Origin of the sequence: Flavobacterium sp. (assembly GCF_017744675.1) — a bacterium.
Taxonomy (GTDB): domain Bacteria; phylum Bacteroidota; class Bacteroidia; order Flavobacteriales; family Flavobacteriaceae; genus Flavobacterium.
On sequence record NZ_JAGIAV010000004.1, the window covers coordinates 1,470,407 to 1,486,000 of the forward strand.

A 15,594-nucleotide genomic window follows, 5' to 3' on the forward strand; every position below is an offset into this window, starting at 1 on the left:
TTTATGATATAAATTTCAAATAGTAAATATATTATAAAAATTGATTCTTAAAGTTTTCTGCAAAATTTTGAAGTTCTACTGCAGTTTGCTCTGATGTAATTTCTCCTTCAGCATTCACCTTCCCTCTAATTCCTTGAATTAAAAGCTGTGTTGCATCATTAAACTTTGCTTCTAACGTTCTCATGACTAACAAAAGCTGCTCGTGTCCCATTTCGCCAGAAGCAGAAGCTGTGATCAAGCCCGTGTTTTTATTTGAAAAAATAGTTGTTGAAACGCACCACTCTAAAGCATTTTTTAAACTTCCCGGAAGACTGAAAACATATTCGGGCGTACAAATAATAACACCATCGGCATTTGTTATTTTATTTCTAAACATAGTGATTTCTTGCGGAGGATTTTCTGTGTCTAAATCTGGGTTGAAATGAGGAAGAGATTGTAAATCTTCAAATATTTCTACTTCAAATTCGGGTTTTAAGTAATTTGAAACATATTTCAGGATTTTGAAATTACTAGAATTACTTCTCGTACTTCCAGATATGGCTAGGATTTTTATTTTTTTTGAAGGCATATTCAAATAAGGACTAGATTAATTCCTTAAAAATAAACTTTTCATCATAATCGACTTCAAATTTTTCAAGAAAATTAATATACTCCTCCCTAAATGTTTTCTGTTTATGATGCTGCTCTTGATTTTGAATATAATTTATGACAGCACTTAATTGAGATTTACTGTATGAAAACGCTCCATATCCCTCTTGCCATTCAAAATGACTATTTATAAATCTATTTTCATTAATCCATTTTGATGAATTTTGCTTTACACTTTTCATCAATTCTGATATAGATTGCACTGGCCTTACCCCAACCAAAATATGAACGTGATCTGAAACTCCGTTTATAGCCAAAAGTTTATGATTATTATTTCTGATGATTCCAGAAATATATTTAAACAATTCGTCTCTCCACTTTGCATCAATAATTGCTTTTCTATACTTGACAGCAAAAACAAAATGAATATGTATTTGTGTATATGTGTTTGCCATTACATATAGTCCCTACGGGACATCGATTCTTTACTTTATTATTTATTCTACCGATATTTTATTCCTAGCGGAATACATTTTAGCAGTACAAACATAATAAAAAGAAAGAAATATCTTTCAATTTTATTAAATAAAGTTAATCAGAAACAACTAATCTTTAATCAATTTAATATATTGATCAAAAGATTAGTTCAGCCAACAAAATTTTGGTAGCCAAGCAAAAAAAACAAATTCAATTCAATTTGATATATCTACAAAAAGAATAGTTCCGTTAGGAACAAAATATCGGTAGCCAAAGCAAAATCCGATTCATTTTGTCCCGTAGGGACAAAATTTTATTTAGAAGTCAACAGATTTAATCCTTCCATTTTTTGAGAATCAATTGCCTGAGGAGGATAATTCTGTTTTTCTTGTCGTGTAGAAGTAACTTTCCCCTCTTTATTTACGTACACATAATTGTAACGCCAGTAATTAGCTCCCGCCAAAGATGTTCCACCATCAGTAAAAACCTGATCGGCGTAAACAAGAATTTCTCCATTTTCTTTGTTATCTAATGTTCTTACTGGATTTCCTAAAGTTCTAAGTACTTTCGATTTGGCTTCACCGACAGCAACGCTTGCTGAATTGGTACTTGCGCAGGATACAAAAAGTGCAAATACGGCAGGTATTAATATTGCTTTTTTCATAATTTAAGTGTTGGATTTATATTTAGATTTTGGCTGTTATTCGTTGATTATTAGAGATGTAATAATAACTAAAGTTATAACATTAAATTTTACATAATTCAATAAGTATGTTATATAATTATTACCAAAAGACTCTTTAGCATTATTTGTATCTTTGCCAGCAAGAAAATTATCTAATAAAGATGCGAATTGACATTATTACTCTTTTACCTGAATTACTAAGAAGTCCGTTTGAGGCCTCAATTATGAAACGCGCCATTGACAAAGGTTTGGTCGAAGTGCATTTTCACAACCTTCGCGATTATAGCACCAATAGACAAAAAAGTGTAGATGATTATCCTTTTGGCGGAGGTGCAGGAATGGTAATGACAATTCAGCCTATCGACGACTGTATTACACATTTAAAAAGTCAGCGCGAATATGACGAGGTAATTTATATGTCGCCAGACGGTGAAACTTTAAACCAGAAAATGGCGAATAAAATGTCGATGTATGAAAACATTATCATTTTATGCGGACATTATAAAGGTGTTGACCAAAGGGTGAGAGATCATTTTATTACAAAAGAAATCTCAATTGGAGATTATGTTTTATCGGGAGGAGAATTGGGTGCAATAGTTTTATCTGACGCCTTGATCCGATTAATTCCAGGTGTTTTAAGTGACGAAACCTCAGCATTGACAGATAGTTTTCAGGACAATTTATTGTCAGGACCAATATATACAAGACCTGCAGACTATAAAGGTTGGAAAGTTCCGGAAGTTTTAACTAGCGGACACGCGGCTAAAATTGACAAGTGGCGTGAAGACATGGCGTATGAACATACTAAAAATAGACGTCCAGATTTGTTAGAAGGACATTAAAATTTAGTTTAGAATTTAAAGTTGTTTTTATTTCAAGTTAAAACTCTAGAGAGCAACAACTTGAAACTTTAAACTTGAAACAAAACAAACTAAAAATAATTTACAATTTATAATTCATAATTTATAATTATTTTTTACATTTGCACCCGAATTTGACCAACCTCTGGCGAGATCCGTGAATGTTGTTCTAATATAAAAACCATAATTTAAATTATCATGGCAGATTTATTAAAATTCGTTCAAGACGAATTCGTTGCTAAAAAAGATTTCCCAGATTTCGGAGCTGGAGACACTATTACTGTTTTCTACGAAATTAAAGAGGGTGAAAAAACAAGAACTCAGTTTTTCAAAGGAGTTGTGATTCAAAGAAGAGGTTCTGGTAACACAGAAACTTTTACTATCCGTAAAATGTCTGGATCTGTTGGTGTTGAGCGTATCTTCCCAGTAAACTTACCAGCTTTACAAAAAATCGAAGTAAACAAGAAAGGTCACGTACGTAGAGCTAGAATTTTCTACTTCAGACAACTTACTGGTAAAAAAGCTAAGATTAAAGATAAAAGAAGATAATCATTTATCAAATTGTTATAAAAAAACTCGTTTCATATTGTTTGAAACGAGTTTTTTTTATGTACTAATTTCATTGCTAACAAAACTGTAATTTTTTAATACCAAAATCATCGATTTAGCAATTTAACGAGCATGAAATAACAATCTGTTAATTTCGTCTTTTCTCATCAAAACTCAACCGATTTCGTTGTGTTTTTACTATATTTGCTCCGCTCATTTTGAGCCGAATATATCTTTTACATCGTTAACTCCTGACGATACGATTATAAAAAAAAAAAAGAAAATGACAAAATCAAAAATTTTTTACACCTTAACTGATGAGGCGCCTCTATTGGCAACTTACTCTTTGTTACCAATTGTTCAAGCTTTTACCGCAACAGCTGGAATTGAAATCGAAACCAGAGATATTTCGCTGGCGGGAAGAATTTTATCAAACTTCCCAGAATCTTTGACAGATGCTCAAAAAACTGGAGATGCATTGGCGGAACTTGGCCAATTAGCAACTCAGCCAGAAGCTAACATTATTAAATTACCAAACATTTCGGCATCTGTACCGCAATTAAAAGCGGCTATTGCTGAATTACAATCTCACGGATACAATGTTCCAAATTATCCTGAAGATCCTAAAAATGATACTGAAAAAGAAATTAAAGCAAAATATGCAAAAGTATTAGGTTCTGCTGTAAACCCAGTTTTACGTGAAGGAAACTCTGATCGTAGAGCTCCAAGAGCAGTTAAGAACTTTGCAAAAGCAAATCCACACTCAATGGGTGCTTGGTCTGCTGACTCAAAAACTAAAGTGGCTTCTATGTCAGGCGGTGATTTTTACGGAAGTGAAAAATCAGTAACTGTAAATGAAGCAAACGATGTAAAAATCGAATTTGTTGCTAAAGACGGAACTTCAACTGTTCTTAAAGCTAGCACTCCATTAAAAGCGGGCGAAATCATTGACAGCTCTGTTTTAAGCGTAAGCAAATTAAAAGCTTTTGCTGCTGATGTAATCGCTGAAGCTAAAGCTGCAGGAGTTTTACTTTCTGTACACTTAAAAGCTACAATGATGAAAGTTTCTGATCCAATTATCTTTGGCGCTATCGTTGAAGTATATTTTGCAGATGTTTTCAAAAAATATGAAACTTTATTCAAAGAATTAAACGTTGACACAAGAAACGGTTTAGGTGATATCTATGCTAAAATTGCTGGAAGACCTGAGCAAGCTGAAGTTGAAGCTGCTATCGATCAAGCAATCGCAAACGGACCTGCTTTAGCAATGGTTAATTCTGATAAAGGAATTACAAACTTACACGTTCCTTCAGACGTAATTGTTGATGCTTCTATGCCAGCAATGATCCGTACTTCTGGACAAATGTGGAACAAAGAAGGAAAAGCTCAAGATACATTTGCTGTAATTCCAGACCGTTCTTACGCTGGAGTTTATACTGCAACAATTGATTTCTGTAAAAAACACGGTGCTTTCGATCCTAAAACAATGGGAAGTGTTCCTAACGTTGGATTAATGGCTCAAAAAGCAGAAGAATACGGATCTCACGATAAAACTTTCCAAATGAAAGCTGACGGAGTTGTTCGTGTTGTTGATGCAAACGGAAATGTTTTAATGGAGCAAAACGTTGAAGCTAATGACATCTTCAGAATGTGTCAAGCAAAAGACGCTCCAATTCAAGACTGGGTTAAATTAGCTGTAAACAGAGCTCGTTTATCTAGCACTCCTGCTGTTTTCTGGTTAGACGAAAACAGAGCACACGATAGAGAATTGATCGTAAAAGTTCAAAAATACCTTAAAGACTACGATACTACAAACTTAGATATTAGAATCTTAAACCCAGTTGCGGCAACAGAATTTACTTTAGACAGAATCATCAAAGGTTTAGATACTATTTCTGTAACTGGAAACGTTTTACGTGACTACTTAACAGATTTATTCCCAATCTTAGAATTAGGAACTTCTGCTAAAATGCTTTCTATCGTTCCTTTAATGAATGGTGGTGGATTGTTCGAAACTGGCGCTGGAGGTTCTGCTCCTAAACACGTAGAGCAATTTACAGAAGAAGGATATTTACGTTGGGATTCATTAGGAGAGTTTTTAGCTCTTGGTGCTTCATTAGAGCATTTAGGACAAACTTTAGACAATTCTAAAGCGATCGTTTTATCTGAAACTTTAGATCAAGCTAACGATAAATTCTTGGCTAACGATAAATCTCCAGCTCGTAAAGTAGGTCAGATTGACAACCGTGGATCTCACTTCTATTTAGCATTCTACTGGGCTCAAGCTTTGGCTGCTCAAACTAAAGATGCAGAATTGAAAGCGATCTTTACTCCAATCGCAGCTGAATTTGAAGCTAACGAAGCTAAAATCGATGCTGAGTTAATTGGTGCTCAAGGTAAACCACAAAACATCGGAGGTTACTACCAGCCAACTCCAGAATTGGTAAGCAAAGCAATGCGTCCAAGCGAAACTTTCAACGCAATTGTTGCTAAAATCAAATAATTCAGAATACATCTAGTATTTCTTAATAACAAAAAGGACAACTCACAAGGTTGTCCTTTTTATTTTAAGAAAAAGAGACTGCAGAATATTTTTTAGGCTTCATTCCTATATGTTTTTCAAATATTCTTGAAAAGTGGCTTAAATTCGAAAATCCTAATCGATAACCTGTTTCAGAAACTGATAATTTTTCTTCCCGAATTAAATAAGCGGCCTCATTCATTCGAAGCACCTGATAATAATTATATATGCTATTTCCGAATATTTGTTTGAATAGCTTATTCATTTTACTTTCGCTCATATTCCAAGAAGAAGCAAGACTTGCTAAATCAGGAGGATTACTTAAATCAGCACTTAAAGAATCTTTTATAGCATACATTGTTTTTACATCAGACACATTTAAAGGATAATTTGTCACACTTTCTCTTTTTGATAATTCAGACAGAAAAAGATAAATCATCTCTTCAGTTTTTAACTTCAGATAGAAATGACTCAATTGCTGCTTTTCATCTGTCAAAGCAATTTTATTGGCAACCTGCTGAATTTCATTCGAAATAATATGATCGTATAAATAAGGCTTATCCCTCAATGTTATACTTGCCAAAAATTTATTTTCATCTTGTGCATTAATCCAAGCCTTAAGCAAATCCATGTGGATTGTAATTACAATTGTATTGATTCTTGTTTGTTTTGGAATCAGAATTTCAACGTCAATATCTCCAGCAGATACTTGCACAGAAGGAATTAAAACACTCCGATTTGCTGGGTTCTTATAATCTTGCTGAAATAAATTCCTAAAACTAAAAGTGATTTCATCTTTTCGAGAATCTCCACCAGCTCTTCTAATTGTCATTTCTTCCTTAAACTCACACTGACTAATCATCATATTCATTTGAGAAGAAAAATTATAAGACCTAATAGAACCCTGACCATAACTTTCAGGCAAAACAAACAATCCGTTATCAGATTTCGTTTTGGTAAATGCTGCAAGTTTTTCTATTAAACCCATTTGAATCGTTTATTACAAAATACCGTTTACGACTATTTTTAAAACAAAAGTAGCTATTTAATCACTTTATTGTATTCTAATTTTGCTGAAACAAAAATTTAAAAATTATGTCAAAAGCATTATTCCTAAGCATTCCATCGCATGGACACATGAATCCAATGATGGGTTTAGCAAATGAATTAGTCCTTCAAGGAGAAAAAGTCACCTTTTTTAGCTCTGAAGAATTCAAAAAATCAATCGAAGAATTAGGTGCTGAATTTATAAGCTATAAAGAAGATCTAAATATTTTTCAAAAGAAAGAAGTAAAACCAAATGAAGAGCAATCAAAAAAGAAATCCTTAACAGGACTTACAAGTGCTTTTTTACATCCTGAGATTTTCATAGATGATGTTTTAAATGAAATAGGAGATCGAAATTTTGATTACATCGTTTTTTCGGCTGCTTATCCTTACGCAAAACTCATTTCTCAAATTTTACAGATTCCGGCAATTTCTTCTTATGCTGTATTTGCAACTAAAGACGAACTGTTTAATAAAAAAGCAAAAGCAGAAATAGAACCTAAGAAAAAAGCGCCTTTTGGGTTAAATGCTGAGATTATTCAAGAATTTAAAAAAGTACGAGAAAATCTAATTTCAAAGTACAAAAAACAAATCCCCGATAATATTATGGATTTGCTGTTTAATAAAGGCGACTTAAATATCGTTTATACGTCTAAATATTTTATTAGAAATATGGAAAATTATGACGAAAGCTTCATTTTTATCGGACCGCCAGTTTATAAAAAGAAATATACTGTGGACTTCCCTTTTGAAAAAATTGAAGGCAAAAAAGTGATTTACATTTCTTTAGGAACAATTTTCAGCAACCACTCTACAGATTTAAACAACATGTTTTTCAAAGCTTTTGCCAACACTGAGTATGTTGTGGTTATGGCTGCGCATAAAGTAAATTTTTCAGAAGCAGAAATTCCCGAAAATTTTATTATCAGGGATTATGTGCCACAATTAGAAATATTAAAACACACCACTGTAGCCATAACTCATGGCGGAATGAACAGTATGGGCGATTTATTGTATTACAAAGTTCCTTTTGTTTCAATTCCGTTAGGAGCCGATCAGTTTTTCCTGTCTAACCGTGCTGAAGAACTTGGAGCTACAATCGTACTCGACACCAATACAATTACTGCTGAAACCATTAAAAATTCAGTCGAAAAAATATTAACAACTTCAAGCTACATTGAAAATAGTGCCAAGATAAACGACTCATTTAAAAGTGCAGGCGGTTATAAAAAAGCAGCAGAAGAAATATTTAAATTAAAAAACAAGTAAACCTGTAACAAAACCATGATTTTCTTAACTTATGTTTAACAAAAGTTCCGTAAGAATATGAAGTAGAATTTGTTAACTATGTAAATCAAAATCAACATAATGATTACAAAAAATACCTGCACATTTTTTCTTTTTATTCTTACGATTTTCACCTCATTTGCGCAGGAAAAATTCACTCTAAGTGGAACCATTAGCGATAGCAAAAACAACGAAACTTTAATTGGAGTCAATATTTTTATTCCTTCTTTAAAAATAGGAACCACAACTAACGAATATGGCTTCTATTCTCTTTCTGCACCAAAAGGCGAATATGAGATTGAAGTTAGTTACATCGGTTATCAAACCATTCAGAAAAGCATTAACTTAAATCAAAATACAAAAATCAATTTCGCCATAAAAGAAGGTGGCGAAGAATTGCAAGAAGTCATAATTACAGAAAACAAAGGCAAATCAAACATCAAAACTCCTGAAATGAGCGTGAATAAACTCTCTATTTCAACGATAAAAAAAATGCCTGTTGTTTTGGGAGAAGTTGATGTTTTAAAATCTATTTTATTGCTTCCAGGTGTTACCAATGCAGGTGAAGGCGCTTCTGGATTTAATGTCCGCGGAGGCGGTGCAGATCAGAATCTGATTCTTTTAGACGAAGCCACTATTTTTAATTCTTCTCACGTCTTCGGATTCTTTTCTGTTTTTAATCCTGATGCCATTAAAGATTTAAAATTATACAAAGGCGGAATTCCAGCACGTTATGGCGGAAGGGCTTCTTCAGTTTTAGAAATCTATCAAAAAGACGGAAGCAGTAAAGATTTTCATATGAATGGAGGAATCGGATTAATTTCAAGTCGTTTATTGGCTGAAGGTCCGATTGTAAAAGACAAAGGTTCTTTTTTAATTGGCGGAAGGGCTTCCTATGCACATCTTTTTTTAAAACTCTCCGAAGAGAATAAAAACAATGCAGCCTACTTTTATGATTTAAACACCAAATTAAACTACAAACTCAACGACAACAACAGTTTATATTTATCTGGTTATTTCGGGCGTGATGTTTTTAGATTAAATAAGAGTTTTACTAATACCTACGGAAATTCGACTTTAAACCTGAGATGGAATCATTTGTATTCTGATAAACTATTCTCTAATCTCTCTTTAATTTATAGTGATTATTATTACGGATTAGATCTTGATTTTGTTGGTTTCAATTGGGATTCTGGAATCAAAAATTACAACATCAAATACGATTTCAAACATTATATTTCAGATAAGCTAAAACTTAACTATGGATTAAACGGAATCTATTATCAATTTAATCCCGGAACAATTAAACCAAGTAGCGAAGATTCAGGAATTAATCCAGACCAATTAGACAAAAAATATGCTTTTGAGCCTTCTGTGTATTTAGATGCAGAAAGTCAGCTTTCTGAAAAAATTTCTATTGCATACGGATTACGCTACAGCTTATTTTATCGTTTAGGAGCTTCTACCATCAATTATTATGATAATAACGAAGCAGTAGTTTTTAATACTGATATGCAGATTTATGAGAAAGGAACACCTACCTCAACAAAGTATTTCGGAAAAAATAAAGTCATTCAGAGTTACGGTAATTTTGAACCGCGTTTTTCTATTTCCTATCAATTAAACGAAGACCAATCTCTTAAAGCGAGTTACAATAGAATGGCGCAGTACCTTCAATTAATTTCCAATACCTCTTCTCCTACTCCGCTCGATGTCTGGATGCCGAGTGATAATTACATTAAACCACAACTTGCAGATCAGGTGGCTTTAGGCTATTTCAGAAATATTTACAACGATGCCTATTCTCTAGAAGTAGAAACTTATTATAAAAAAATACAAAACAGGTTAGATTATATAGACGGAGCCGATTTAATAGCTAACAATGCTATCGAACAAGTTATCTTAAACGGCCATATGCGCTCGTATGGTTTAGAGCTGATGGTTAAGAAAAACAAAGGTCGATTTAATGGCTGGATTTCGTACACCATTTCAAGATCTGAGCAGCAAACCCCTGGAAGAACTCCGGAAGAAATTGGTATTAACAATGGTAAATGGTATGCTTCTGCTTACGATAAAACACATAATTTAGCTATTACATCTTCTTACAATTTAAACGAAAAATGGTCTTTTGGTGCTAACTTTGCTTTACAGTCGGGACAGCCAGTTACGTATCCGAACGGTCAGTATCACTATTTAGGAATTGTGGTTCCAAGTTATGGATTACGAAACGGAAATAGACTTCCAGCATATCATCATCTGGATGTCTCTGCAACTTTAACGCCGCACAAAAACAAAGACAGAAACTGGAAAGGAGAATGGGTTTTCAGCATATACAATCTTTACAATCGCATGAACGCAGCTTCAATTAGTTTTCGTCAAAATAATGATACAGGAGAAAATGAAGCCGTTAAAACCTCCATTTTCGGAATTGTTCCAGCCGTTAGCTATAATTTCAAATTTTAAAAAATCAATTCAAAAACTAAAGATATGCTTATGAGAAAATTAGTTTTTTTAATCGCATTTTTTCTTTCTCTTTTCCTTACAAGCTGTGAGGAAGTTGTTAATGTTGATTTAGATACAGCGCCTGCAAAACTGGTAATTGAAGCTGCTATTAATTGGGAGAAAGGAACAAAAGGAAACGAACAAACTATAAAACTGACTACAACAACCGGTTATTTTGAAGACGTAATTCCAACTGTTTCAAATGCAATTATCTATATAGAAAACAGTAAAAAAGAACGATTTAATTTTATCGAAGTTAAAAAAACAGGTCAATATGTATGTAACACTTTCAAACCCATTATCGATGAAGAATATACGTTAACCATAATTAGTAGAGGAAACCGATACATAGGAACAGAAACTTTAAAATCGGTAGCATCAATTACGCGAATAGAACAAAATAACCAAGGCGGATTTTCTGGAAAAGATATTGAAGTAAAAGCTTTTTATAATGACCCAGCCGATGCAGCTAATTTTTACTTATACAAATATTCCTATTCAAATAAAGTCAAATCAACTTTTTATGTAGATGAGGATAAATTTTTTAATGGTAATGAATTTTCGAGCTTTTCAGACGATGAAGATTTAAAAACCGGAAATCAAATTGAAGTAACGCACTACGGAATTTCACAGCAATACTACAATTACATGAATATTTTAGTTAGCATTGCCGGAAGCAATGTTGGAGGTCCATTTCAGTCTCCACCTGCGACTGTAAAAGGAAATATGATCAATGTAACCAATAAAGACAATTATCCGCTGGGATATTTCTCCTTAAGCGAAACCAGTACAGAAAAGTACAAAATTCAATAATCATGCAACCAAAAATTAAAACCTTAACCGAAAAAAAACTCATTGGACATTCTATAGAAATGTCATTTATCGAGAATAAAACTTTCCAGCTATGGAGTGGTTTTATGCCCAATAGAAAAGAGATAAAAAATGCAATAAGTGCTAATTTGTATTCTTTAGAAGTTTATGAAGAAAACCACTTTGACAATTTTGATCCTAGTGACAATTTCTATAAATGGGCAGCCGTAGAAGTTTCAGATTATGAAAATCTTCCAGAAGGAATGAAAACCTTAGTAGTCCCTGATGGTCTATATGCCGTTTTTCTTCATTTAGGCCCAGCCTCAGAAGGGCATAAAACGTATCATTATATTTTTACAGAATGGCTTCCAAATTCTGAATACACAGTAGATGACAGACCGCATTTTGCTGTAATGGATGAAAAATATAAAAAAGACGATCCTACTTCTGAAGAAGAAATATGGATTCCGATAAAAAGCAGAAATTAAAATGGTAATAGAATCACTAAAATCTCTTTTTAATAGAGATTTAAACAAACTGAAGGACGAAATCGAATCGTATCAAAACGAAAGCACGATTTGGATAATAGACAAAAACATTTCCAATTCAGCAGGGAACTTATGCCTGCATTTAGTTGGAAATCTAAACACTTATATTGGTGCAGAAATAGGCAAAACAGGTTATGTGCGAGATCGTCCTTTGGAGTTTTCATTAAAAGATATTCCAAAATCTGAACTGATTTCAAAAATTGAAAACACAATTGAAGTCATCAACAAAAGTTTAGATTCGTTAACCGAAAAAGATTTAGAACAGATTTATCCGCAGATTGTTTTTGAAAAAGAAATGACAACTGGATTCTTCCTAATTCATCTTTCTACGCATTTAGCCTATCATTTAGGACAAATCAATTATCATAGAAGACTTTTAGATTAAAAAAAACAACTTCTCAACATATGTAAATGTTTTAAAATTAGAATTGACAAACCTTTGTACTGTTAATTCTAATTTTAAAAACATGAAACATTTACTTGCCTTTTTATTGTTTATTTACGCGTTTCAAGCACAAGCACAATCCTTTAAAAATCCAGAATCTTTATTCAATCCTGCACCTTATGGCTTCAGCCATGCCTCTGCAGTAAAAACACCTGGCGAACTTATTTATATTTCAGGTCAAAGCGGAGGTTTAGGAAAACAGCATCTTTTAAGCCCAGATTTTAGAACACAAGTAAAAACTGCACTAGAAAATCTCAAAGTGATTTTAAACAGCTATGAGCTAAAACCAGAAAATGTAATGAAAATTACAATCCTGATCGTTGATCACTCCTCAGAAAAATTAAAAATTTGGGAAGAAGAAATCAGTAAAGTCTGGAACGGAAAACCTTTTCCTGCCAGTACATTAATACCTGTTCCAAAATTAGCTCTTGACGGAATGCTCATAGAAGTTGACGCAGTTGCTTTTAAAGCCAATTAAATAAAGACATTTTCTGCCAAAGACTAGATCTTTTGTACATTTGTACTTCATTCAAAAAAACTTACATGTCATCACATCACATAGTCCGCGACGATCAAGAACCTGCTTTAATAATTGCCAATGGTGCGGCCTGCGATCCTGAATTATTAGGACAATTATTAGAATGGTCTCCACTGGTTGTCGTTTTAGATTCGGCTATCGAAAGAGTGATTGAATTAGGTATAAAAGTCGACGTTTTATTGGGCGATTTTGATCGTGGTTTCGATCCTGAAATTTACAAAACTTCTCAATTTCCAATCGAAATCGTCCACACGCCAGATCAAGATAAAACCGATTTGGAAAAAGCGTTTGATTATCTTATCGAAAGAAAAATTCCAGCTGTAAATGTCGTTTGGGCAACAGGAAAACGTGCCGATCATACCATTACAAACTTGACACAAATTGTTCGCTATCGAGATTTACTGAAAATTGTGATTCTAGACGATCATTCTAAAATATTTCTTCTGCCAACAAAATTTGAAAAATGGTATACCGCAAACACACCAATTTCATTGATTCCAATTGGAGTTGTTAACGGAATTTCTTCTGCCAATTTAAAATACGAATTAAACGACGACACACTCACAATGGGTTACAGAACCGGAAGCAGTAATTCAGTCGAAAAAGATGGTATTGTAACCATTACGCATCGCGAAGGAGATCTTCTTTTAATGGAATGTTTTGATTAGTTTTATATCGTTTGTTTGTTTATAATTTTATAAATAAAAATACTCTCAGGGGCTCTACTTCCTTGCAAAGAATAAATTACTGCAAATTCATCATTTTCGGATATTTGAAATTGCTCCATGCTGTGAGGCTCACAAAAAGCGTAAAAAACATTGTTCTCTTCTTTTATTTTAAGATTGTATTTTTTAGCTGTTATTTCAAGTTCTTCTTTTTCATAAAATCTAAAGGTAGATAAGACTTTTACGTTTTCTTGAATGATGTAAATACTTTTATCATAAATCTGAATAAATGAATTACGCCAAACAGAATTGTCAGAAGGAAGCCAGTTAAAATAGCCGTCTTTTACAGGATAAAGCTCTTCACCATCAAAAAAACTTCCTATAACTTTGTCGGAATTAAAGGTGCTTGTTTCTACTTTTTTAGAAATAACAGAATTATTCTTAACCAATTCTCTTATATCTAACATTAACTTATAAATATCAGAAGTTGCAATTTCTCCAATTTCTTTCCATCCGTCAAAAGTGTCAATAACTTTAGAAACTTCTTTTGTACATTCTACAGAATATATTTCGAAACCAAAATCATATTCTCTAATCCCGTCTTTTAATATTTTAGTCAAATTATCTAAAATTTCTTCTATATAATCGATACTACAAGAACTTAACTCATTCAAACCTTCCCATTTACCTTTAATATTAAGATAGGTTGTACCGATTTCACTCTTGAAAAATTCGTATTCTAACATATTACTTTATCTCGATTTAATTTTATAAATATAGAATTAAATCGAGATAAAATTATGCATCATTTCTACAGGACTTATTCGAGTATCATTAATCTAATCCGTTGCTACAAAATAGATCATTCCTATGGAATTCTTATTCCAAAATTGGAATCCCTATCTTTGCAATCGAAATCAATGAAAATGAAAGCAAACGACAATTCTGAAAAAAATATTTTACACCCAAGAAATCTTCATCGCTCGAGATACGATTTTGAAAAACTAATTTCAAATTGTCCAGAATTAAAAGCTTTTATTTCAGTAAATAAACACGGAATCGAAACTATCGATTTTAGTAATCCAAATGCCGTAAAAGCTTTAAATAGAGCTTTACTGCAAACCTATTATGGCATTCAAAATTGGGATATTCCGAAAAATTATCTTTGCCCGCCAATTCCTGGACGAGCAGATTATATTCATTACATTGCCGATTTATTAGCGGAAAGCAATAACAATGAGATTCCAAATACTTCATCTGTTTTAGGTTTAGATATCGGAACAGGTTCAAATTTAATCTATCCGATATTAGGAAACGCTATTTACAATTGGAGTTTTGTTGCAACCGATATTGATAAAAAAGCCATTGAAAATTGCAGTAAAATTATCGGAAACAATTCGAAATTAATAGATGCCATTAGTTTGCAGCAGCAAACCGAATCTCGATTTATTTTCAAAAATATCATTACGCCCGAAGATCGTTTTACCTTTACAATATGTAATCCGCCTTTTCATGCCTCTGCAGAAGAAGCCAACAAAAGTGCTTCGAGAAAAGTTTCCAATCTTAATCCGAAGGAAAAAAGAAATGCAAATCCAGTTTTAAATTTCGGAGGACAAAATGCCGAATTGTGGTGCAACGGCGGAGAAATTACATTTATAACTCAAATGATTTACGAAAGCGCCAAATATGCCTCACAATGTTTATGGTTTACGACTTTAGTTTCTAAAAAAGAAAATCTTCCATCGATTTATAAAACTTTAAAGAAAGTAAATGCTGTAGCTATTAAAACAATCGATATGGCGCAAGGACAAAAAAGTAGCCGTATTGTGGCTTGGAGTTTTTTAAGCGATACTCAACGAAATTTTCCGATTTAGAACAATTTTGATTTCTGTAATTTATAATGTGTCGCTCCGCTGGAGCTTTTTATCAACACACTTTGATTTTGCTATAAATATTTGGCTCCTCTGGAGCATTAGTAGGAATTAATAAACAATTATTTTTGAATAGTCCCAGCGGGACGAAATATTTATAGAAAAATATCAGTTGTATTCTTCAAAGCTCCAGCGGAGTGA

General features: G+C 32.9%; 16 protein-coding genes. 11 read left to right on the forward strand and 5 right to left on the reverse strand.

The window, feature by feature from the left end:
* Positions 1-31: 31 nt before the first annotated feature.
* From J7574_RS16595 to J7574_RS16605, 3 genes are all read right to left on the reverse strand, one after another.
* Complete coding sequence (locus tag J7574_RS16595; protein WP_290970968.1) at positions 32-568, reverse strand: NADPH-dependent FMN reductase; 537 nt, start codon at positions 566-568, stop codon at positions 32-34.
* A gap of 13 nt (positions 569-581) precedes the next feature.
* Positions 582-1,043 (reverse strand): IS200/IS605 family transposase, encoded by a 462-nt coding sequence (gene tnpA, locus J7574_RS16600; protein WP_290970971.1) that lies wholly within the window; start codon positions 1,041-1,043, stop codon positions 582-584.
* A gap of 335 nt (positions 1,044-1,378) precedes the next feature.
* Complete coding sequence (locus J7574_RS16605; RefSeq protein ID WP_290970974.1) at positions 1,379-1,729, reverse strand: hypothetical protein; 351 nt, start codon at positions 1,727-1,729, stop codon at positions 1,379-1,381.
* A 182-nt stretch (positions 1,730-1,911) separates the two neighbouring features.
* Between J7574_RS16605 and trmD the strand changes: the two genes are divergently transcribed.
* From trmD to J7574_RS16620, 3 genes are all read left to right on the forward strand, one after another.
* Positions 1,912-2,592: a tRNA (guanosine(37)-N1)-methyltransferase TrmD gene (gene trmD, locus J7574_RS16610; protein ID WP_111365359.1), complete on the forward strand. Its 681-nt coding sequence runs from the start codon at positions 1,912-1,914 to the stop codon at positions 2,590-2,592.
* A gap of 216 nt (positions 2,593-2,808) precedes the next feature.
* Entirely contained in the window at positions 2,809-3,159 is a 351-nt protein-coding gene (rplS, locus tag J7574_RS16615; protein WP_290970982.1) for a 50S ribosomal protein L19, read from the forward strand.
* A gap of 283 nt (positions 3,160-3,442) precedes the next feature.
* A complete protein-coding gene (locus J7574_RS16620) occupies positions 3,443-5,662 on the forward strand; it encodes an NADP-dependent isocitrate dehydrogenase (protein ID WP_290970984.1) in 2,220 nt (739 codons plus the stop codon).
* 64 nt (positions 5,663-5,726) lie between these two features.
* On the opposite strand, the gene J7574_RS16625 is transcribed toward J7574_RS16620, so the two are convergent.
* Entirely contained in the window at positions 5,727-6,668 is a 942-nt protein-coding gene (locus tag J7574_RS16625; RefSeq protein WP_290970986.1) for a helix-turn-helix transcriptional regulator, read from the reverse strand.
* Positions 6,669-6,775: 107 nt separating this feature from the next.
* Between J7574_RS16625 and J7574_RS16630 the strand changes: the two genes are divergently transcribed.
* The 7 genes from J7574_RS16630 to J7574_RS16660 all read left to right on the forward strand — a co-directional run bounded on the left by J7574_RS16630 (position 6,776) and on the right by J7574_RS16660 (position 13,525).
* Complete coding sequence (locus tag J7574_RS16630) at positions 6,776-7,996, forward strand: macrolide family glycosyltransferase (RefSeq protein WP_290970988.1); 1,221 nt, start codon at positions 6,776-6,778, stop codon at positions 7,994-7,996.
* Between the two features lie 99 nt (positions 7,997-8,095).
* Complete coding sequence (locus J7574_RS16635) at positions 8,096-10,477, forward strand: TonB-dependent receptor (RefSeq protein ID WP_290970990.1); 2,382 nt, start codon at positions 8,096-8,098, stop codon at positions 10,475-10,477.
* Between the two features lie 30 nt (positions 10,478-10,507).
* On the forward strand, positions 10,508-11,329 hold the full coding sequence (locus tag J7574_RS16640) for a DUF4249 domain-containing protein (protein WP_290970993.1): 822 nt from the start codon (positions 10,508-10,510) through the stop codon (positions 11,327-11,329).
* A 2-nt stretch (positions 11,330-11,331) separates the two neighbouring features.
* On the forward strand, positions 11,332-11,814 hold the full coding sequence (locus tag J7574_RS16645; protein ID WP_290970996.1) for a GyrI-like domain-containing protein: 483 nt from the start codon (positions 11,332-11,334) through the stop codon (positions 11,812-11,814).
* Position 11,815: 1 nt separating this feature from the next.
* Entirely contained in the window at positions 11,816-12,259 is a 444-nt protein-coding gene (locus J7574_RS16650) for a DinB family protein (RefSeq protein WP_290970999.1), read from the forward strand.
* An 82-nt stretch (positions 12,260-12,341) separates the two neighbouring features.
* A complete protein-coding gene (locus J7574_RS16655; RefSeq protein WP_290971003.1) occupies positions 12,342-12,797 on the forward strand; it encodes a RidA family protein in 456 nt (151 codons plus the stop codon).
* 65 nt (positions 12,798-12,862) lie between these two features.
* Positions 12,863-13,525 carry a thiamine diphosphokinase gene (locus J7574_RS16660; RefSeq protein WP_290971005.1) on the forward strand — a complete coding sequence of 221 codons (663 nt, stop codon included), beginning with the start codon at positions 12,863-12,865 and terminating at the stop codon, positions 13,523-13,525.
* 2 nt (positions 13,526-13,527) lie between these two features.
* Here J7574_RS16660 and J7574_RS16665 read toward each other — a convergent pair whose 3' ends face one another.
* Entirely contained in the window at positions 13,528-14,268 is a 741-nt protein-coding gene (locus J7574_RS16665) for a hypothetical protein (RefSeq protein WP_290971009.1), read from the reverse strand.
* A 180-nt stretch (positions 14,269-14,448) separates the two neighbouring features.
* On the opposite strand from J7574_RS16665, the gene rlmF reads away from it, so the two are divergent.
* The gene (gene rlmF, locus J7574_RS16670) at positions 14,449-15,396 is read left to right on the forward strand and encodes a 23S rRNA (adenine(1618)-N(6))-methyltransferase RlmF (protein WP_290971011.1); all 948 of its coding nucleotides are present in this window, start codon (positions 14,449-14,451) and stop codon (positions 15,394-15,396) included.
* Positions 15,397-15,594 lie beyond the last annotated feature (198 nt).